The following is a 19,535-nucleotide window of genomic DNA, read 5'->3' as shown; positions in this document are numbered from 1 at the left end:
GCTCACCTCCGCAGCGTCAGCCAGGTGAGCACCGCCCCGTCGAGGATCCGGAACTCGAGGCGGAGCACGCGGCCCGCGGGCAGATGGGCGGCGAGGCGGCGCGTCACCCGCAGGGCGAGGCGCCCCTCGCCCGGCGTCTCGTGAAGCTCGGCCGCGTCGAAGCCGATCCGCCGGCCGATCCGGGGATAGACCGCCTTGAAGAAGCTCTCCTTCGCCGAGAAGACGAGCGCCTCCCCGGCTCCCTCCGGCAGGCGCGCTGCGTCGAGCCGCCCCGCCTCCGTCGGGCTCAGCGCCTCCTGACGGATCGCCCCGCGCGTCGGCGCGTCGGCGAAACCCTCGAGATCGACGCCCGGATCCACGCTTTCCCCCCGCGTGAGCAGGCAGACGCTGATCCCGGCCCAGTGGCTGAGCGAGCCGCGCTGTCCCGCCGGCCAGACCGGCGCGCCCCGCGCCTCGCGTCCGACCGGCCCTTCGGGCAGCCCGAGCCGGCGGCGCGCGGCCGCGATCGCGGCGCGCCGTTCGCTCGCGGCGACGATCACACCGGCGGACGCGCCGATCTCGATCGTGAAGGCAAGCCCGGCGCGCGGGTCTCTCGGCGTCGCAGCGGTCATCCCGTCCTCCTCATCGAAGCCCGGTATCCCCCAATTCATCGGCCCAGGCGAGCGGGGATGGCGTCGCGCTCCCGGGCTCGATTCCGATTGGCGTACCTCAGGCGCCGTGCGATGCTGTCCCCTTCGGCGGCGAGAGGGCCTTCGGGATGCGACCGACGATCCGCGACGTCGCGCGGGAGGCGGGGGTGAGCCTCGCGAGCGTGGACCGCGTGCTGAACCGGCGCCCCGGCGTCCGCGCCGGGACGATCCTGCGCGTCGAGGCGGCGGTGGCGAGGCTCGGCTTCGTGCGCGACCTCGCGGCGGCCAACCTGTCGCGGCGGCGCGACTACCGCTTCGTCTTCCTCATCCCCACCGGCCCCAATACCTTCATGCGCGAACTGGAGGCTGAGGCGCGCGCGCTCGGGGAGCAGGTCCGGCCGGCGCGGGTCGCGGTCGAGGTGGTCGGCGTCCCGCCCTTCGACGGCGAGGCGCTGGCCGCGGCGCTCGATGCGCTCGCGCCCGGCGAGGTGTCCGGCGTGGCGCTCGTCGGCACCGACGCGGCGGTGGCACGGGACGCGCTCGTCCGGCTCGCCGCGGCCGGGGTGCCGGTCGTGACCCTCGTCTCCGACGTGCCCTTCGCGCCCAGAAGCCGCTACGTCGGCATCGACAACGTCGCCGCCGGCCGCACCGCCGCGAGTCTGCTCGGCCGGTTCCTCGGACCGCGTGGGGGTACGGTCGCGCTCGTCGCCGGCTCGATGCTGGTGCGCGATCACGTCGAGCGGCGGATGGGCTTCGAGCAGGTGGCGCGGGCGGAATTCCCCCGCCTCTCGCCGCTGCCGGTGATCGAGGGCCGGGACGACGCGGCGGCGACGCGCGCGGCGCTCGCCGCGCTGATGGCCCGGGAGCCTGGGATCGCGGGCCTCTACAACATGGGCGCGGGCAACCGGGGCGTTATCGACCTCCTGCGCGCCCTGCCCGAGAGCGGGCGTCCGCTCGCGGTCGCGCACGAACTGACACCGCATACGCGCGCGGCGCTGCGCGCGGGGCTGATCCAGGCGGTCATCCATCAGGACGCCGGCCACGAGGCGCGCAGCGCGCTCAGGATCCTCCGCGCGGCGGCCGAGGGCGCCCCCCTCAACGAGGCCCAGGAGCGGATCCGCGTCGAGGTCTATCTCCGCGACAATGCCCCGTAGCGGCGTTGCCGGGGATGATGTACGCTCCTCACAAAGCACAGGCCACGGATCGGGAAACCACACCGGCGACACCCCGAACCGAAGCTCCGAAGGGCGCGGCCGTGACAGGGAGGAGACACGCGTGAGGACCATCAAGGGGCCGGGGATCTTCCTCGCCCAGTTCGCGGGGGATGCCGCGCCGTTCGATTCCTTCGATGCGATCTGCGGCTGGGCCGCCTCGTTCGGCTACAAGGGGGTGCAGATCCCGAGTTGGGACGCGCGGCTCTTCGATCTGGCGAAGGCTTCCGAATCGAAGGACTACTGCGACGAGATCGCGGGCGTCGCCGCCGGCCACGGGCTCGCGATCACCGAGCTTTCCACCCATCTCCAGGGCCAGCTCGTCGCGGTGCATCCCGCCTATGACAGCGCCTTCGACGGGTTCGCCGCGCCGGAAGTGCGCGGGAACCCCACCGCCCGGCAGGAATGGGCCGTCGATCAGGTGAAGCGCGCGCTGACCGCCTCGCGCCATCTGGGCCTTTCGGCGCATCCGACCTTCTCCGGCGCGCTCGCCTGGCCCTATCTCTATCCCTGGCCGCAGCGGCCGGCCGGGCTCGTCGAGACCGCCTTCGACGAGCTTGCCCGGCGCTGGCGCCCGATCCTCGACCATGCCGAGGAGATGGGCGTCGATGTCGCCTACGAGATCCATCCGGGCGAGGACCTGCACGACGGCGTCACCTACGAGATGTTCCTCGAGCGGGTGGACGGGCATCCGCGGGCGAACCTGCTCTACGACCCGTCGCATTTCGTGCTGCAGCAGCTCGATTATCTCGACTATCTCGACATCTACATGGAGCGCGTGCGCGCCTTCCACGTGAAGGACGCGGAGTTCAACCCGACCGGGCGGCAGGGCGTCTACGGCGGCTATCAGAACTGGGTCGACCGGGCCGGACGGTTCCGCTCGCTCGGCGACGGGCAGGTGGATTTCGGCGCGATCTTCTCGAAATTCGCCGCTTCCGACTACGACGGCTGGGCCGTGCTCGAATGGGAATGCGCGCTGAAGCATCCGGAGGACGGCGCGCGGGAGGGGGCCGGGTTCATCGCCGCCCACATCATCCGCGTGACCGAGCACGCCTTCGACGACTTCGCCGCCGGCGGAACCGACGAGGCAGCGAACCGGACGATCCTCGGGCTGGGAGGCGCGCGATGACCATCGAAGCCTCGAAGGCGGAAGCGGGCGCGGGCCGCGTCCGGCTCGGCATGGTCGGCGGCGGCCAGGGCGCGTTCATCGGCGCGGTCCATCGCATCGCCGCCCGGATCGACGACCAGTTCGACCTCGTCGCGGGCGCCCTCTCCTCCGATCCGGCACGCGCCCTCGCCTCGGCCGCCGAACTCGGCCTCGACCCGGAGCGCAGCTACGCGGGCTACGCCGAGATGGCGGAGGCGGAGGCGCGGCGCCCCGACGGGATCGAGGCGGTGGCGATCGTGACGCCGAACCACATGCACGCGCCCGTCGCCAAGGCCTTTCTCGCGGCGGGGATCCATGTGATCTGCGACAAGCCGATGACGCTGAGCGTGGACGAGGCGGAGGATCTGGTCGGGAAGGTGGAGGGATCCGGGCGGCTCTTCATCCTCACGCACAATTATACCGGCTATCCGATGATCCGGCAGGCGCGCGACATGGTCGCCTCGGGAGAGCTCGGCGAGATCCGGCTCGTACAGGTCGAATACGCGCAGGACTGGCTCTCCGAGCCGCTGGAGCGGTCGGGTTCCAAACAGGCGGAATGGCGCACCGATCCGGCCCGTTCGGGCGCCGGCGGCGCGATCGGGGACATCGGCACCCATGCCTACAACCTCGCCTGCTTCGTCGCGGGGATGGAGGCGGAGGAACTGCTCGCGCAGCTCACCGCCTTCGTCCCCGGCCGCGCGCTCGACGACGACGTGCAGATCCTGCTGCGCTATCCGGGCGGGGCGCGCGGAATGCTCTGGGCGAGCCAGGTCGCGGTCGGCAACGAGAACGCGCTCCGGCTCCGGATCTATGGCACGAGGGCGGGGCTCGAATGGGCGCAGGAGGAGCCGAACCGGCTCTGGTTCACCCGGCTCGGACAGCCGAGGCAGCTGCTGACCCGGGGCGGCGCGGGCGCGGGGCCGGCGGCGGCGCGGGTGACGCGCATCCCCGGCGGCCATCCGGAAGGCTATCTCGAAGGCTTCGCCACGATCTACGCCGAGGCCGCGCGCGCGATCCGCGCGGCGCGGGCGGGGGAGGAGACGCCGCCGGAGGTCACCTATCCCACCGTCCGGGACGGACTCGCCGGCATGCGCTTCATCGCCGCGGCGGTCGCCTCGTCCCAGGCCGGCAACCGCTGGACGCCGATCGGATGAGCGCGCCGGCGCCGGTGCTCGAAGCGCGCGGCCTGTCGAAATCCTTCGGCGGGATCGAGGTGCTGCGCGGCATCGATCTGACCCTCATGCCGGGCGAGGTCCACGCGGTCATCGGGGAAAACGGCGCGGGCAAGTCCACGCTGATGAAGCTTCTCTCGGGCCATCTCGCACCCTCGGGCGGCGAGATCCGGCTCGACGGGGCGAGGGTCGCCTTTGCCGGGCCCGTGGCGGCGGAGGCGCTCGGCATCGTGCTGGTGCATCAGGAGATCCTGCTCGCGCCGGATCTGACCGTGGCGCAGAACATCTATCTCGGCCGCGAGATCCGGCGTGGCCCCTTCGTCGACGACCCCACGATGAACGCGGGCGCCGCCGAGGCGGTCGCCGCGCTCGGCGCCGCGCTCGACCCGCGCATCGCCGTCCGCCGGCTCTCGATCGCGCAGCGCCAGCTCGTGCAGATCGCCCGCGCGCTGCTCGGGACGCGGCGCGTGGTGATCTTCGACGAGCCGACCGCCTCGCTGACCCCGCGCGAGACCGAGGCGCTGCTGGGCGTGATCCGCGAGATCCGCGCCGGGGGAGCGGCGGTGCTCTACATCTCGCACCGGCTGCCGGAGGTGAAGGCGATCGCGGACCAGGTCACCGTGCTGCGCGACGGCGCGCTCGTCACGACGCGGGCCGCCGCCGGGCTGGACCCGCATGCGATGGCGGAGCTGATGGTCGGGCGCGACGTCTCGAAACTCTATCCCGACCGCGCGCCGCCGGAGACGGCGGCCCCGGTGCTCGAGGTCGAGGATTTCGACGTACCGGGCTTCGTCTCGGGCGCGCGCTTCCGCCTCGGCCGGGGCGAGATCCTCGGCTTCGCCGGCCTCGTCGGCGCCGGTCGCACCGAACTGATGGAGGGCATCGCGGGGCTTCGTCCGGGCCGGGGCAGGCTCCGGCTGCGGGGCGCGCCCGTCCGCTTCCACGACGCGCGCGAGAGCCAGCGCGCGGGCGTCGTCTATCTCAGCGAGGACCGCAAGGGAAAGGGCCTGCTGCTCGGCCAGGACCTGACCGTGAACCTGACGCTCGCCGCTCTCGCCCGCTTCACCCGCGCCGGGCTCGTCGACCGGGGGCGCGAGGCGGCGGCGCTCGACAGGGCCATCGCCGATTTCGACATCCGCGCGCGTTCCCGCGCCCTCGACGCCGGCCAGCTTTCGGGCGGGAACCAGCAGAAGCTGCTGCTCGCCAAGATGATGCTGCTCGAGCCGGAGGTCGTCATCATCGACGAGCCGACGCGCGGCATCGACATCGGCACCAAGGAGCAGATCTATCGCTGGATCGCCGCGCTCGCCGCCTCGGGCAAGTCGGTCATCGTGGTCTCCTCGGAAATGCCGGAACTGATCGGGATCTGCGACCGCGTCCTCGTGATGCGCGGGGGGCGGATCGTGGGCGAACTGGCGGGCGCGCGGATGACGGAGACGGAGATCGCGGTCCTCGCGACCGGCGCCAGCGAGAAGGAGGCCGCGATGATGGCGGAGAGCGCATGAGCGAAACCCCGGTCGCCTCGCGCCCCGCGCGGCGCTCCTGGCGCGACCTCGACCTGCGCGCGGTCGCGCCCTTCGTCGCGCTCGCGGCGCTGATCCTGTTCGGGGCGAGCCTCAATCCGAATTTCGTCTCGGTCGACAACCTGCTCAATGTGCTCTCGCGCTCCGCCTTCATCGCGATCATCGCGGTCGGCGCCACCTTCGTCATCTCGGCGGGCGGGCTCGACCTCTCGGTCGGCTCGATGTCGGCCTTCGTCGCGGGCACGATGATCCTCTTCATCAACGCCGCGCCCGTCGGCGGCGACGTCGCGCTGATCGCGCTCGCGATGACGATGGCGCTCGTCACCGGCGCGCTCTGCGGGCTCGCGAACGGGCTCTTCGTGACGCTCGGCCGGCTCGAACCCTTCATCGTCACGCTCGGCACGATGGGCATCTTCCGCGCGTTGACGGTCTGGCTCGCCGAGGGCGGCTCGATCGCGGTCAGGAGCCAGGAGGTGCGCGCGGCCTATCGTCCGGTCTATTTCGGCGAGCTCTGGGGCGTGCCGGCGCCCGTCATCGTGATCCTCGTCGTGGCGCTCCTCGGCGCGGTCATCCTGAACCGGACCGCCTTCGGCCGCCACGTGATCGCGGTCGGCTCGAACGAGGAGGTGGCGCGCTATTCCGGTATTCCGGTCGGGCGGGTCCGGACGCTCACCTATGTGATCCAGGGCGTCTGCGTCGCGATCGCGGTGCTCGTCTACGTCCCGCGGCTCGGCTCCGCCACCGCGACCACCGGGCTCATGTGGGAACTGCAGGCGATCACCGCCGTGGTGATCGGCGGCACCGCGCTCCGGGGCGGCGTCGGCCGGATCTGGGGTACGGTCTGCGGCGCGCTGATCCTGGAGCTGATCGGCAACATCATGGTCCTTTCGGACCTTGTCAGCGAATACCTGATCGGCGCCGTGCAGGGCGCCATCATCATCGTCGCCATGCTGGTCCAGCGCGCGCTCTCGCGCGGGCGCTGACCGCCGGGGTATCGGGCCGCCCGCGTCGGAACACGGCTCGTTCAGGGAGGAAGACAATGAAGAAACTGCTGCTCGGCCTCGCCACCGCCGCCCTCGTCGCGGGAATGGCGAGCGCGCAGGACAAGGACGTGACCATCGCGGTCTCGATCCCGGCCGCCGACCATGGCTGGACCGGCGGCGTGGTCTATCACGCCGAACGCGCGAAGGAGCTGCTGGAAGCGGCGCATCCGGGTCTGAAGATCATCGTCAAGACCTCGCCCGACGGCGCGAGCCAGGCGAACGCGCTGGAGGATCTGGTGACGCAGGGCGTCGACGCGCTCGTGACGCTGCCGCACAATTCCGACGAGCTGACCGACCCGATCCGGAGCGTGAAGGACCAGGGCATCTTCGTCACCGTGGTCGACCGCGCGCTTTCCGACCCGACGATTCAGGATCTCTACGTCGCGGGCAACAACCCCGAACTCGGCCGGGTCGCCGGCGAATACCTGAAGGAGAACCTCGGGAGCGGCGACGTCGTGGTGATCCGGGGCCTGCCGATCGTGATCGACGAGGAGCGCCAGCAGGGCTTCGACGCGGCGATCGCGGGGTCCGGGATCAACGTGCTCGACAAGCAGTTCGGCAACTGGTCGCGCGACGACGCCTTCAAGGTGATGCAGGACTATCTCACCAAGTTCCCGAAGATCGACGCGGTCTGGTGCCAGGACGACGACATGGCCGTGGGCGTGCTCGAGGCGATCCAGCAATCCGGCCGGACCGACATCAAGATGGTGATCGGTGGCGCCGGCATGAAGGAGATGATCAAGAAGGTCGCGGACGGCGATCCGATGATCCCGGTCGACGTGCTCTATCCGCCGGCGATGGTGGCGACGGCGATGGAGCTGACGGTGGCGAATTTCTACGATCAGGTGCCGGTGCGCGGCAACTACATCCTCGATGCGACGCTGATCACCAAGGACAACGCCGAGGAGTTCTACTTCCCCGACTCTCCGTTCTGATCCAGGCGGGCGCCACCGGACCCGGCGGCGCCCCCGCTCAGAGCGGCGCGTAGCGGAACGAGGCGAAATCCGCCGGGCAGCCGCGGCCCGATGTGTCGAAGGCCACCATGCCGACGAAGGCCCCGGTGAAGGATCCGTGCTCGCCGCGGCCGGCCTCGTCGGAGATCGCGCTCGCGTCGAGTTCCGGGCCAAACGGCTGCCACTCCCCGCCCCCGCGCCAGAAGAAGCGCTGCGTCGCGCCCCGCGCCTCGACCGCGAGGTCGAGCGGGCCGTCGGGCAGCGGGAGCGGCGTGGCGGGATAACGGAGGCGGCCATCCGGCCAGTCGCCGGGGCAGGACATGATCGTGAGCGTCCGGCCTCCCGCGGCGGCGTCGTGCGAGACCATCAGCGCGTGGAGCTTGAAGCGGTTGTAATAGGTCGTCAGCCCCGCCGCCTGCTGGTAGGTGTCGGGCGCGAAGGCGGCGAGCCGGGTTTCGGCGCGATACGCGTGATGCTCCTGCCGCCGTGCCACCAGCGCCTGCTCGTACCAGCTTCCGAGCGACTCGCGGCCGTGCAGCCGCAGCGCATCGCCAGTCAGCGTGAACAGCCGCCCGGGATATGGCGTGCGGAGCCACTGGAAATCCATCGGCAAGGCCACCCCGACGAACCGGTATTCGACCGGCCGCGACGGTTCGGGGGAAGCGGCCCCCGCCGGCGCGTCCACCTCCACCGCCGGGACGAGGCCGCCCTGTGCGAGCCGGAGCCAGCCATCCTCGCCCCAGACGCAGCGTTGCAGTCCGGTCTCCCGCCCGAGCGGGCTTCGCCGCGTGCCGGGCAGCGGGCGGGAGCAGAGATGCGTGTGATAGACCGCGCCATCGGGCATCTCGAGGATCTGCCCGTGCCCGGCGCGCTGGAGCGGCGCGTCGGGCACGTCCTTCGAGGTCATCAGGAACGTGTCGGGGTGCAGTTCATAAGGCCCGGTCAGGCGCCGCGACCGGGCCATGGTGACGGCGTGGTCATAACCCGTGCCGCCCTCCGCGACGGTGAGATGGTACCACCCTTCCCGCTTGAAGAGATGCGGCCCCTCCACCAGCCCGCGCGGCGATCCGGCGAAGATGTCGCGGATCGGCCCGGTCAGCCGCCGCGCGACGGGATCGTATTCCTGTGCCAGGATCCCGTCGAAGGCCGGATGTCGCGGCTGGCCGCCCACCCCGTCCGTCAGGTGCCGCCACTGCTGGTTCAGGAGCCACTTGCGCCCGTCATCGTCGTGGAACAGCGACGGGTCGAAACCGGAGGAGTTGAGATAGACGGGATCCGACCACGGCCCGGTGACGCTCGGCGCGGTGACGAGGTAGTTGTGCGCGTCCTTGAAATTTCCGTCGAACCGCTTGACGTCGGTATAGATCAGCCAGAACAGCTCGTCCGCGAAGGAGAGGCAGGGCGCCCAGACGCCGCAACTGTCCGGCGCGCCGCGCATGTCGAGTTGCGCCGCCCGGTCGAGCGGCCGGGCGACGAGGCGCCAGTTCACGAGGTCGCGCGAATGGTGGATCCGGACGCCCGGGTACCATTCGAAGGTCGAGGTCGCGATATAGACGTCTTCCCCAACCCGGGCCACCGAGGGATCGGGGTTGAAGCCCCTGAGGATCGGGTTCCGGATCATTCCGCCTCCGACGACCGCGCCCAGAGGTTGATGCTCTCCTCGTCGGCGTAGCTGTCGATCTCGGCGAGTTCCTCCTCGGTGAAATCGAGGTTCGCGACGGCGCCGACGCAATCCTCGACCTGGCCCGGCCGCGAGGCGCCGATCAGCGCCGAGGTGATGGCGCCCCCGCGCAGCACCCAGGCGATCGCCATCTGCGCCAGCGTCTGGCCCCTGCGCGAGGCGATGGCGTCGAGCGCGCGGAGGTTCTCGATCACCCGGTCGTTCAGGAATTCGGGCGCGAGCGACTTGCCCTGCGTCGCGCGGCTGCCCTCGGGAATGCCCTTGAGATACTTGCCGGTCAGCATCCCCTGCGCGAGCGGGGTGAAGGCGATCGAGCCGATGCCGAGCTCGGCCAGCGTCTCCTTGAGCCCGTCGCGCTCCACCCACCGGTTGATCATGTTGTAGCTCGGCTGGTGGATCAGGCAGGGTGTGCCGAGATCCCGCAGGATCGCCGCCGCCTCGCGGGTCTTGGCCGCGGAGTAGGAGGAGATCCCGGCATAGAGCGCGCGGCCCGAGCGCACGATCGCATCGAGCGCCCCCATCGTCTCCTCGAGCGGCGTGTCCGGGTCGAAGCGGTGCGAATAGAAGATGTCGACGTAGTCGAGGCCCATCCGCTTCAGGCTCTGGTCGCAGGAGGCGATCAGGTACTTCCGGCTCCCCCATTCGCCGTAAGGCCCCGGCCACATCAGGTAGCCCGCCTTCGACGAGATGATGAGTTCGTCGCGATAGCCCCTCAGATCGGTGCGCAGGATCTCCCCGAAGGCGGTCTCGGCGGCGCCGGGGGGCGGCCCGTAGTTGTTGGCGAGGTCGAAATGGGTGATGCCGCGGTCGAAGGCGGTCCGGACGATCGCCCGCCTGGTCTCGTGCGGCGTGTCCTCGCCGAAATTGTGCCAGAGGCCGAGCGAGATCGCGGGCAGCGTCAGCCCGCTCGCGCCGCAGCGGCGATAGACCATCCGCTCGTAGCGGTCGTCGGCCGGAACGTAGCTCATAAGGGGCTCCTTCAATAGGTCAACTCGCCCGTTTGCTCGCGCACGTTCCATGCCGAGCGAGTGTGTCGCACGGTGTCGTCCTTGACCATCTGGTAGATCCGGGGCTCTCGGATCATGGTCTCCAGGTCGTCGCGTTTGCCGTACTTCACCAGGTTCTTGCCTGCTCCTATCAGGAAGCTCGAAATGATTTTGCGCGGGCCCTGAGGGAGCTTCGCCAGGGAGCGGAACAGCGCCTCGACGAAACCGATCTCGAAACTGCGCTCGAGCATGTCTTGAAGCATTGCTTGCGCGAAGCCACGGTCGTCCGCGGTTATCTGGCTAACGGGAACCTGCGTAGAGCCGTAGAGCCAGACGATGATCTCATGGGCCTCGGCGGCGGAGAGCAGAAGCTGGGACGGCCTGCGCAGAATCCGCATGACAAGGTTCCTCCCTCAGGCCAAGAGCGCCCGCGCCGCCTCGGGATCGAGCGGTTCGGGCCGGGTACAGGTGGTCTCGAGCGTCACGAATTCGCCGGTCTCGCCGGAGCGCATGATCGCGCTCATCACGTCGATCGCATGGAGCGCCCGGTCGAGCCCGCAGCGCGCGTCGCGCCCCTCGAGGATCGCCGCCGCCATGTCGGCGAGCCCGGCGGCGCGGTAGTTCGCGAAGGTGCCCCCCGGCCGCGTGTCGTTCGGCACGCCGAAGGGGTGGTCCCAAGGCGTGACCTCGCGCACCTCCCCGTCGCGGCCGCCGATTTCGAGCTTGCCGCCGAACCAGTTCGGGTCGGGCACGAAGAGCGTTCCCTCGGTGCCGTAGAGCTCGATCGGCTGGCCGTGGCGATGCGCCCAGACGTCCCAGCTCGTGTTGACCATCACATGCGCGCCGCTCGCGAATTCGAGCAGCGCCTGCACGGTCGTCGGCGTCTCGACCGGGATCGTCTCGCCCTTGCGCGGCCCCTCGACCGCGATGGTGCGGGTGGGCGTCGCCGCGCCCGTCATCGCGGCGACGCGGCGGACCGGGCCGATCAGGTTGACAAGATCGGCGATGTAATAGGGGCCGAGGTCGAGCATCGGCCCGCCGCCCGGCAGGAAGAAGAAATCCGGGTTCGGATGCCAGTGCTCCATGCCGTGGCTCTGCACGAAGGCGGTGCCGGCGGTGATCGTGCCGAGCGCGCCCTCGTCGATCAGCGCGCGGGCCTGCTGATGCGCGCCGCCGAGGAAGGTGTCGGGCGCCGAGCCGACGGCGAGCCCTTTCGCCCGCGCGAGCGCGCGCAGTTCCAGACCCTCCCCGGTCGTGAGCACGAAGGGCTTCTCCGAATAGACGTGCTTGCCCGCCTCGAGCGCCGCCTTCGTCACCGTGAAATGCGCCGCCGGAATGGTGAGGTTGATCACCACATCGACGTCCGGCGCGCCGAGCAGCCCCTCCACCGTCTCCGCCCGCGCGCCGAATTCGGCCGCCCGCGTCTCGGCGGCGGCGGCGGAGATGTCTGCGCAGGCGCGGACCGCGAGGCCGCGGAAGAGCGGCGCGAGCCGGAAATAGGCGGTGGAGATGTTGCCGCAGCCGACGATCCCGATCCCGAGCTTCTCGCCCATGGCTCAGAACTCCTTCGCATTGGCGATGGAGCGCGCGGCGAAACGCGCGTGGTCCTTCGGGTTGTCGTGCTCCATCACGAAGGCCTTCACCTGCCGGTTCTCCAGCGCCGTCATGATTGCCTTCCAGTCGACCGTGCCGGCGCCCACGTCGGCCCAGCCGTCCTCGTCGGCGTTCTCGCCCTCGGGCGCGATGTCCTTCACATGCACGGCTGTGATCCGGCGCCCGTGCGTCTGGATCCATTCCATCGGGTCGGCGCCGCCCCGGATGATCCAGGCGATGTCCGCCTCCCATTCGAGATCCGGGCCGCCCTCGAAGATCGCCTCGAGCGGGATCACGCCATCGGCGGCGGGGACGAATTCGAAATCGTGGTTGTGCCAGCCGAAGCCGAGCCCAGCCGCGCGATAGGGTTCGGAGGCCGCCTGGAGCCGCGCGCCGAAGGCGAGCCAGCCGGCGCCGTCGGTCGGGCGCTGGTCGGGCGGCAGGAAGGGGCAATAGATCGTCTCGATCCCGAGCGCCTTCGCGATGCCGAGCACCTTCTCCGGCTCGTTCTCCAGCATGTCGAGGCCGAAATGCGCGGTGGGCATCCGCAGATGGTGCGCGGCGAGACCGGCGGTCAGTTCCGCGACCTTCGCATCGTCGGCGTAGAGCGCGCCATAGCCCTCCACCCCCTTGTAGCCGGCCGCCGCCAGCATCGCGAGCGTGTCCGCCAGGGTCGGGAAGTTGCGCGACGAATAGAGCTGATAGGAGAAATCGGTCATCGGGTGGTCTCCGGGGTCAGGCGAAGCTCGAATGGAGGTCGCGGGTGGTCAGGGTCACCCCGGCGGTGTCGCCATCCTCCGGGGTGAAGACGATCTCGGCCGCGTGGCCGGGAAAGAGCGTGATGGCATTGGTCGAGAACCGGCCGGGCTTCGACGCCTCGAGCGTCACGAAGAAGGCCACCGCCCGCGCCGAGAGCCGGGCGCGGAGCGCGCCCTCCTCCCGCGTGAGCGCGAGCGTGACGCCGGGATCGGGGAGGTCGAGGTTCTTCCAGCGTTCGGGGACGTGGATGTCGCCGCCGGACGCGCCGTCGGAGGCGCTCCAGCGGAAGGCGAGGATCTCCCCCGCCGCCAGCGCGTCGCGCGGCAGCTCCGCGAGGCAGTGCGCGGCCTCGGTTCCGACGCGTCCTCCGGCAGTGGCGAGCGGCCGCGCCATCCCTTCGAGCGTCACGGCGAAGGCCTCGGCGCCGATCTCCACCGGCCCGGCCGTGTCGTTCACCCCGACGAGCCGGATCGCGCCGCCCTCGGGGATCGCCACCACGTTGACCGGCCGGAAGAACCGCGCCGCCATATGATGCGTGAGCTTCCAGCCGCCGCCGTAATCGAGGCTCGACCAGCTCGCCACCGGCCAGGTGTCGTTGAGCTGCCAGTAGAGCGCGCCCATGCAGCGCGGCTTCAGGCTCCGCCAGTAGTCCGCGGCGGTCTTGATCGCGACGCCCTGCTGGATCTGGGAGAGCCAGACGAAGCTCGCGAAATCCTTCGGAAAGCGGAAGTAGCGGAACATCGTCTCCGCGATCCGCGCATTGCCGCCGGCGTTCTTCTGGTGGCTCTCCATCACCGGCGAGGCGATGTTGAGATCCGCCTCCGAGGCGAAGCTCCGGATCACCGGAAGCGAGGTGTGGGACTGGAAGCCGAATTCGGAGCAGAAGCGGGGCTTCACGTCGCGGTAATGCTCGAAGTCGCGGCCCTCGTGCCAGACCGACCAGAAATGCATGTCACCCGCCCCGTCGTCGTGCCATGGGTCGCCGAAGGACATCGGACCCGGCGAGGGGCTCGACGGCCACCAGTTCGCGCCCGGCAGCGTCTCCACCAGCGCGCGCTCGATCGTCCGGTTGAGCCGGTCGTAGGCGACCAGGTAGCGGTCCCGGTTCGCGCGGGATTCCTCGAACCAGTTCAGCGCGCCGAGCAGTTCGTTGTCGCCGCACCAGAGCGCGACGTGATGCCCGATCCGCGCCGCCTGCTCGCGGATCTCCCGATCCACCTCGCCGAGGAATTCCGCGGTCGCCGGGTAGAGATGGCAGGCGAACATGCAGTCCTGCCAGACGAGGAGCCCCAGCGCGTCGCAGGTCTCGTAGAATGAGTCCGGCTCGTAGCGCCCGCCGCCCCAGACCCGGATCATGTTCATCCCGGCCCCGGCCGCCGAGCGGAGCAGCGCGGTGGTCCTCTCCGGGGTGATCCGCCCGGGCAGGGAATCCGCCGGAACCCAGTTCGCGCCCCGGCAGAAGACGTCGCGCCCGTTGACCCGGACGAGGAAGCTCCGCCCCGCCGCGTCGGGCTCGGAGACCAGCCGGATGTCGCGGATCGCGAGCGGGAAGGTCCGGCGCTGACCGCCCACGGCGATCTCCAGCGCGTGGAGCGGCTGCTCCCCGTATCCCGAGGGCCACCAGAGCGCGGGGTTCCCGAGCACCAGTTCGGCCACCGGCTCGCTAGCCGCCGGATCGATCTCGCCCGCGGCCTCGGCGCTGCCGACCGCGATCCGCCACGGCGCCGCGCCGGGCGCGAAGCCTCTGAGCCGCGCGCGGACGCGCAACCGGACCGCCCCGCCCTCGTGGACCTGCTCCACCACCGGCCCGGCGATCTCGCCCTCCGGTCCGATCAGCGCGATCCGGCCATGAACCCCGGTCGGCGCCAGCGCGATACCCCAGTCCCAGCCGAAATCGCACTGCGGCTTTCGCAGCATGTTGCCGTTCGGGATCGGGCAGTTGTCCCTGTGATAGGGCACCGGGAAGGGCTGCGCCGCCGCCAGCGCGTCGGCCGCGCGGGTATTCGAGCGCAGCGTGATCTCGATCCGGTTCTCGCCCGCGAGCGTCTCCACCGCCGCGTCGTGCCCCCGGAAGCTCGTCGCCGCCTCGAGCACGGGCGCGCCGTTCAGCCGCACCTCCGCCAGGGTGTCGAGACAGTCGAAATGGAGCAGCCGCGCCCCGCCGGTATCCTCGAACCGTCGCGACAGGATCCAGTCGCGATCCGCGATCCAGCGCAGATCGTATTCGTTGCGCCCGGCGTAGGGATCCGGGATCATTCCGGCGGCCTGGAGCGCGGAATGCACATCCCCGGGCAGCCGCGCGGTCGTCGCGTATTCGCCTTCCGCGTCGCGGAGCGTCCAGTCGCCTGTCAGGTCCAGCATGGTCTTTCCGGGGTTCAGAGCCGTTGTTCGCTGCGTGGATCGAACAGCGACGCCTTGGAGATGTCGAAGCCGAGACCGACCTTCTCGCCGCGGCCGAACCCGTGCTCCGCCGGCGCGCGCGCCGAGAGCGACTGTCCGCCGAAGGTCAGCCACAGCAGGCTGTCCGATCCCATCGGCTCGTCGATATCGACCGTCGCCGGGGCGCCCTCCGCGCCCACGCTCACATGTTCGGGCCGCACGCCGAGGATCACCTCGCGCCCCGCCGGCGGCACCTCGCCCTGATAGCCGTCGAGCGCGATGGCCGCGCCGCCCGCCTCGAAGAAGCTGGCGCCGCCCCGCTCCGCGATCCGGCCCTTCAGGAAGGTCATCGCGGGCGAGCCGATGAAGCCGGCGACGAAGAGGTTCGCGGGCCGGTTGTAGATCGTCTTCGGATCCGCCAGCTGCTGGATGATCCCGCCGCGCATCACCGCGATCCGGTCTGCGAGCGTCAGCGCCTCGATCTGGTCGTGGGTCACGTAGATCATCGTGTTCCTCAGCTGCTGGTGCAGCCGTTTGATCTCGACCCGGAGCTCGGAGCGCAGCTTCGCGTCGAGGTTGGAGAGCGGCTCGTCGAACAGGAACACATCGACGTCGCGCACCAGCGCGCGGCCGATCGCGACGCGCTGCCGCTGCCCGCCCGAGAGCGCGGCGGGCTTGCGCTCGAGCAGCGGCTCGATCTGCAGGATCTCCGCCGCCCGCGCGATGCGCGTCTCGATCTCGGCCTTCGGCAGGCCGGCGTTCCTGAGGCCGAAGGCGAGGTTGCCGCGCACCGTCATCTGCGGATAGAGCGCGTAGGACTGGAACACCATGCCGATGCCGCGGTCCTTCGGCTCCTCCCAGGTGACGTTCCGGCCCTTGATCCAGATCTGGCCGTCGGTGATCTCGAGGAGCCCGGCGACGCAGTTGAGCAGGGTCGACTTGCCGCAGCCCGAGGGGCCGAGCAGCACGATGAACTCGCCCTCCGCGATGTCGAGGCTCAGCCGGTCGAGCACGGTCAGCGCGCCATAGGCGAGCCGCAGATCCCTGACCGAGACGCTGCTGGCGCGCGCCGCGCCCGGCATCCCGATCACCCGGCGCTCCTCTGCCTCGGGAACCCGCCGCGCGTCGATGCTCTGCTGTGCGATCATGGCGCTCATCCTTTCACCGCGCCCGCGGCGATGCCGCGCACGAAAAGCTTGCCGGAGATGAAGTAGATCGTGAGCGGCACGAGCCCCGTGATGATCGTCGCCGCCATGTTGACGTTGTATTCCTTCACGCCCGTCACCGAATTGACGATGTTGTTGAGCTGGACCGTCATCGGATAGGTGTCGGGCTTCGTGTAGACCACGCCGAAGAGGAAGTCGTTCCAGATGCCGGTGACCTGCAGGATGATCGCCACGACGAAGATCGGCAGGCTCATCGGCAGCATGATCTTGAAGTAGATCCCCCAGAACCCGGCCCCGTCCACCCGCGCGGCCTTGAAGAGCTCCTCCGGCACGGAGGCGAAGTAGTTGCGGAAGAGCAGCGTCAGGATCGGCATCCCGAAGATCGTGTGCACGATCACGAGCCCGGTCAGCGTGCCATAGAGCCCGATCTCGCGCAGCAGGATCACGATCGGATAGAGCATCACCTGGTAGGGTACGAAGGCGCCGAAGATCAGGATGGCGAAGAAGGTGTTCGCCCCCTTGAAGCGCCAGTTCGCCAGCGCGTAGCCGTTGATGCTCGCGATCGCGATCGAGAGCGCGACCGAGGGGATGGTGATACGGACCGAATTCCAGAAGCCGCGGGAGAGCCCGTCGCAGTTGAGCCCGGTGCAGGCCTCCGACCAGGCCTTCACCCAGGGTTCGAAGGTGATCTCCATCGGCGGCGCGAAGATGCCGCCGAGCCGGATCTCCGGCATCCCCTTCAGCGAGGTCACCAGCATCACGTAGAGCGGCAGCAGGTAGTAGAGCGCCACCACGATCAGAACGCCGTAGAGCATGACGTTGCGCCGCGACAGCGTCTTGCGCGGCCGCGCCCCGCGCGGTTCCGCCCGGCCCATGACGTCGGTGGCGGCGAGGGTCGTCGCCAGCATGTCGGGATTAGCCACGGCGCTTCCCTCCGAATTCGAGATAGGCCCAGGGGATGACGACAACCGCGACGCTGAGCAGCATCATCGTCGAGGCGGCGAAGCCCTGGCCGAGGTTCTGGGCGCGGAACATGAACTCGTAGACGTATTTCGCCGGGACCTCGGAGGCGGTCCCCGGGCCCCCGGCCGTCATCGCGACGACGAGATCGTAGAGCTTCACGATGCCGGCCATGACGATGACGAGCGTGGTGACGAAGACCGGCCGCATCATCGGGATGACGATGAAGAGATAGGTCTTCCAGGTCGGGATCCCCTCGACCCGCGCCGCCTTCCAGATGTCCTCGTCGATGCCGCGCAGGCCCGCCAGCATCAGGCACATGATGAGCCCGGTCCCCTGCCAGAGCCCGGCGAGCACGATGCCGAACATCACGAGGCGCGCGTCGTAGAGCGGGTTGAAGGTGAAATTCTCCCAGCCCAACCCCCGGATGATGTGCTGGAGGCCGAAATCCGGGTTCAGGATCCACTGCCAGACGAGGCCGGTGACGATGAAGCTGAGCGCGAAGGGATAGAGGAAGATGGTGCGGAACGTGTTCTCGAACCGGATCTGCTGGTCGAGCAGCGCGGCGAGCAGGAAGCCGATCACGAAGGAGAAGATCAGGCTGAGAATGCCGTAGATCGCGAGGTTCTCGATCGAGACGATCCAGCGCGGCGTCGACCACAACCGCTCGTACTGCGCGAGGCCGACGAAGTTGAGCCGGGGCAGCAGCTTCGAGTCGGTGAAGGAATAGATTACCGTCCAGAGCGTGCCGCCGAGGAACACGACGACCGCCGTCAGGATCATCGGGATCGACGCGATCTTCGCGCTGATGTTCTTGAATAGCCGGCCAGGCGGCCCGTCCGCGGACATGGCTGTCCCCCCTTCGGTCTGTTCCGGAAAGGGCCGGCCCCGCGCCCCGGGGCCGGCATGGCAGAGTCAGTCGGCGCTTTCGATCAGCCCGGCGAAGCGCTTCTGCGCGTCCTCCGCCGTCATCGACTCGGCGAAGAACTCGCTCATCAGGTCGTTGAGCTGCGTGGTGGTATCCGGGCTGATGAGCTCGTCCGTGCTCTTCAGCACGTTGCCTTCCTTGAGGATGGCGAGGCCCTTCTTCATGCAGTCGTTCGCGGCGGCGAGATCGACGTCGCCCCGCACCGGCAGCGACCCCTTCTTGAGATTGAACGCCACCTGCGTCTCCGGCGACAGGATGACCTCGGCCAGCACTTCCTGCGCCTTGGACTTTTCCGGATCGTCGAGCGCCGGGAAGTAGAAGGAGTCGCCGCCCGTGGTGATGTACCGCGCCTCGCCAAGGCCCGGCAGGCAGGTGTAGTCGGTGCCCGCGACCTTGCCCGCGACCTGGAACTCGCCCTGCGCCCAGTCGCCCATCACCTGGCCGCCGGCCTTGCCCGAGATCACCATCGCGGTGGCCTCGTTCCAGCTCTGCACGTTGGAGCCCTTGGAGAGGGTCCGCGCGTCGTCGAGCGCCTTGAAGACCTTCGCCACGTCGGCGCCCCCGGCCACCTCGGCGTCCTTCTCGTCGTAGACCTTGAGATAGAGGTCCTTGCCGCCGAGCCCGAGCAGCAGGTCGTTGAAGATGCCCGTCATCTGCCAGCCCTGCTGTCCGACGGCGAGCGGGATCTTCCCGGCCTTCTGGAGCGCGGGCGCCGCCGCGACGAATTCCTCCCAATTGGCCGGGACAGGCACGCCGGCATCGGCGAAGGCCTGGTTCGACAGCCAGAGCCACTGCCAGGAGTGGATATTGACCGGGATGCAGTAGAGGTGCCCGTCGAGCATGCAGCTCTCGAGCAGCGAGGGCGGGTTGATCACGCTCTTCCAGTCCTGCGCCTCGGCCACGGCGTCGAGGTCGCGCATCAGCCCGGCGGCGACCAGTTCCTCGGCCTGGCGGCCATGGTTGAACTGGGTCGCGCCCATCGGGTCGCCGCCGGTGATCCGGCTCACCATGATGGAGCGCGCGGTCTCGCCCGACCCCGCGATGGCGCCGTCCACCCAATGATTGCCCGTGGCGTCGAACGCCTTGGCGAATTCGGCGACCGCCGCCGCCTCGCCCCCCGAGGTCCACCAGTGCGTGACCTCGAGATCCGCGGCCGACGCCGCCCAGGGCAGCGCGACGGAACCCGTGAGCATCGCGGCAAGAGCGCGTCTTTTCATCTGTAGCCTCCCGGTATGTTTTTCTGCATCGTTACAGGATCGGTACCCATCGCGCTATCTTTTTCGCCGTCGCCTGAAGCGACCGATCCTCGCTCCGGGAATAATTTCGGATTTATATGTGCATAAACAGTGCATTATATACGGAGTCACCGGACTCACCCGGACCGGTTTTCGCCATATCCACCCTG

The 19,535-nt window shown here is 69.6% G+C and carries 17 protein-coding genes; 6 read left to right on the top strand and 11 right to left on the bottom strand.

Annotated features, from left to right (window positions below):
* Positions 1–2 precede the first annotated feature (2 nt).
* A complete protein-coding gene (locus FJM51_RS14410) occupies positions 3–611 on the bottom strand; it encodes a 4'-phosphopantetheinyl transferase family protein (RefSeq protein ID WP_140454834.1) in 609 nt (202 codons plus the stop codon).
* Positions 612–757: 146 nt separating this feature from the next.
* On the opposite strand from FJM51_RS14410, the gene FJM51_RS14405 reads away from it, so the two are divergent.
* The 6 genes from FJM51_RS14405 to FJM51_RS14380 all read left to right on the top strand — a co-directional run bounded on the left by FJM51_RS14405 (position 758) and on the right by FJM51_RS14380 (position 7,660).
* Positions 758–1,783: a LacI family DNA-binding transcriptional regulator gene (locus FJM51_RS14405; protein ID WP_140454833.1), complete on the top strand. Its 1,026-nt coding sequence runs from the start codon at positions 758–760 to the stop codon at positions 1,781–1,783.
* Positions 1,784–1,904: 121 nt separating this feature from the next.
* Positions 1,905–2,969 (top strand): sugar phosphate isomerase/epimerase family protein, encoded by a 1,065-nt coding sequence (locus tag FJM51_RS14400; protein WP_140454832.1) that lies wholly within the window; start codon positions 1,905–1,907, stop codon positions 2,967–2,969.
* Complete coding sequence (locus FJM51_RS14395) at positions 2,966–4,141, top strand: Gfo/Idh/MocA family protein (RefSeq protein WP_140454831.1); 1,176 nt, start codon at positions 2,966–2,968, stop codon at positions 4,139–4,141. Before FJM51_RS14400 ends, FJM51_RS14395 begins: the two co-directional genes overlap by 4 nt.
* On the top strand, positions 4,138–5,664 hold the full coding sequence (locus tag FJM51_RS14390; RefSeq protein ID WP_140454830.1) for a sugar ABC transporter ATP-binding protein: 1,527 nt from the start codon (positions 4,138–4,140) through the stop codon (positions 5,662–5,664). Before FJM51_RS14395 ends, FJM51_RS14390 begins: the two co-directional genes overlap by 4 nt.
* Positions 5,661–6,665 carry an ABC transporter permease gene (locus FJM51_RS14385; RefSeq protein WP_140454829.1) on the top strand — a complete coding sequence of 335 codons (1,005 nt, stop codon included), beginning with the start codon at positions 5,661–5,663 and terminating at the stop codon, positions 6,663–6,665. Before FJM51_RS14390 ends, FJM51_RS14385 begins: the two co-directional genes overlap by 4 nt.
* Positions 6,666–6,721: 56 nt before the next feature.
* Complete coding sequence (locus FJM51_RS14380) at positions 6,722–7,660, top strand: substrate-binding domain-containing protein (protein WP_140454828.1); 939 nt, start codon at positions 6,722–6,724, stop codon at positions 7,658–7,660.
* 37 nt (positions 7,661–7,697) lie between these two features.
* On the opposite strand, the gene FJM51_RS14375 is transcribed toward FJM51_RS14380, so the two are convergent.
* The 10 genes from FJM51_RS14375 to FJM51_RS14330 all read right to left on the bottom strand — a co-directional run bounded on the left by FJM51_RS14375 (position 7,698) and on the right by FJM51_RS14330 (position 19,347).
* On the bottom strand, positions 7,698–9,299 hold the full coding sequence (locus FJM51_RS14375) for a glycoside hydrolase family 43 protein (protein ID WP_140454827.1): 1,602 nt from the start codon (positions 9,297–9,299) through the stop codon (positions 7,698–7,700).
* On the bottom strand, positions 9,296–10,327 hold the full coding sequence (mgrA, locus tag FJM51_RS14370; RefSeq protein WP_140454826.1) for an L-glyceraldehyde 3-phosphate reductase: 1,032 nt from the start codon (positions 10,325–10,327) through the stop codon (positions 9,296–9,298). The genes FJM51_RS14375 and mgrA overlap by 4 nt, the downstream gene beginning before the upstream one ends.
* Positions 10,328–10,338: 11 nt before the next feature.
* A complete protein-coding gene (locus tag FJM51_RS14365; protein ID WP_140454825.1) occupies positions 10,339–10,743 on the bottom strand; it encodes a hypothetical protein in 405 nt (134 codons plus the stop codon).
* A 15-nt stretch (positions 10,744–10,758) separates the two neighbouring features.
* Complete coding sequence (locus FJM51_RS14360; protein ID WP_140454824.1) at positions 10,759–11,898, bottom strand: Gfo/Idh/MocA family protein; 1,140 nt, start codon at positions 11,896–11,898, stop codon at positions 10,759–10,761.
* 3 nt (positions 11,899–11,901) lie between these two features.
* A complete protein-coding gene (locus FJM51_RS14355; RefSeq protein WP_140454823.1) occupies positions 11,902–12,657 on the bottom strand; it encodes a sugar phosphate isomerase/epimerase family protein in 756 nt (251 codons plus the stop codon).
* A 16-nt stretch (positions 12,658–12,673) separates the two neighbouring features.
* Complete coding sequence (locus tag FJM51_RS14350) at positions 12,674–15,058, bottom strand: glycoside hydrolase family 2 protein (RefSeq protein WP_140454822.1); 2,385 nt, start codon at positions 15,056–15,058, stop codon at positions 12,674–12,676.
* A 14-nt stretch (positions 15,059–15,072) separates the two neighbouring features.
* Positions 15,073–16,158 carry an ABC transporter ATP-binding protein gene (locus FJM51_RS14345; RefSeq protein ID WP_140454869.1) on the bottom strand — a complete coding sequence of 362 codons (1,086 nt, stop codon included), beginning with the start codon at positions 16,156–16,158 and terminating at the stop codon, positions 15,073–15,075.
* A 71-nt stretch (positions 16,159–16,229) separates the two neighbouring features.
* Positions 16,230–17,117, bottom strand: coding sequence for a carbohydrate ABC transporter permease (locus tag FJM51_RS14340; RefSeq protein ID WP_438502758.1), 888 nt, complete (start codon positions 17,115–17,117; stop codon positions 16,230–16,232).
* A gap of 40 nt (positions 17,118–17,157) precedes the next feature.
* The gene (locus tag FJM51_RS14335; protein ID WP_140454821.1) at positions 17,158–18,051 is read right to left on the bottom strand and encodes a carbohydrate ABC transporter permease; all 894 of its coding nucleotides are present in this window, start codon (positions 18,049–18,051) and stop codon (positions 17,158–17,160) included.
* A gap of 66 nt (positions 18,052–18,117) precedes the next feature.
* A complete protein-coding gene (locus FJM51_RS14330; RefSeq protein ID WP_140454820.1) occupies positions 18,118–19,347 on the bottom strand; it encodes an ABC transporter substrate-binding protein in 1,230 nt (409 codons plus the stop codon).
* Positions 19,348–19,535: the final 188 nt, after the last annotated feature.

Origin of the sequence: Amaricoccus solimangrovi (assembly GCF_006385685.1) — a bacterium.
Taxonomy (GTDB): domain Bacteria; phylum Pseudomonadota; class Alphaproteobacteria; order Rhodobacterales; family Rhodobacteraceae; genus Amaricoccus; species Amaricoccus solimangrovi.
The sequence above is the reverse complement of the archived record's forward strand: the minus strand, read 5'-3'. Positions and strand labels throughout refer to the sequence as shown.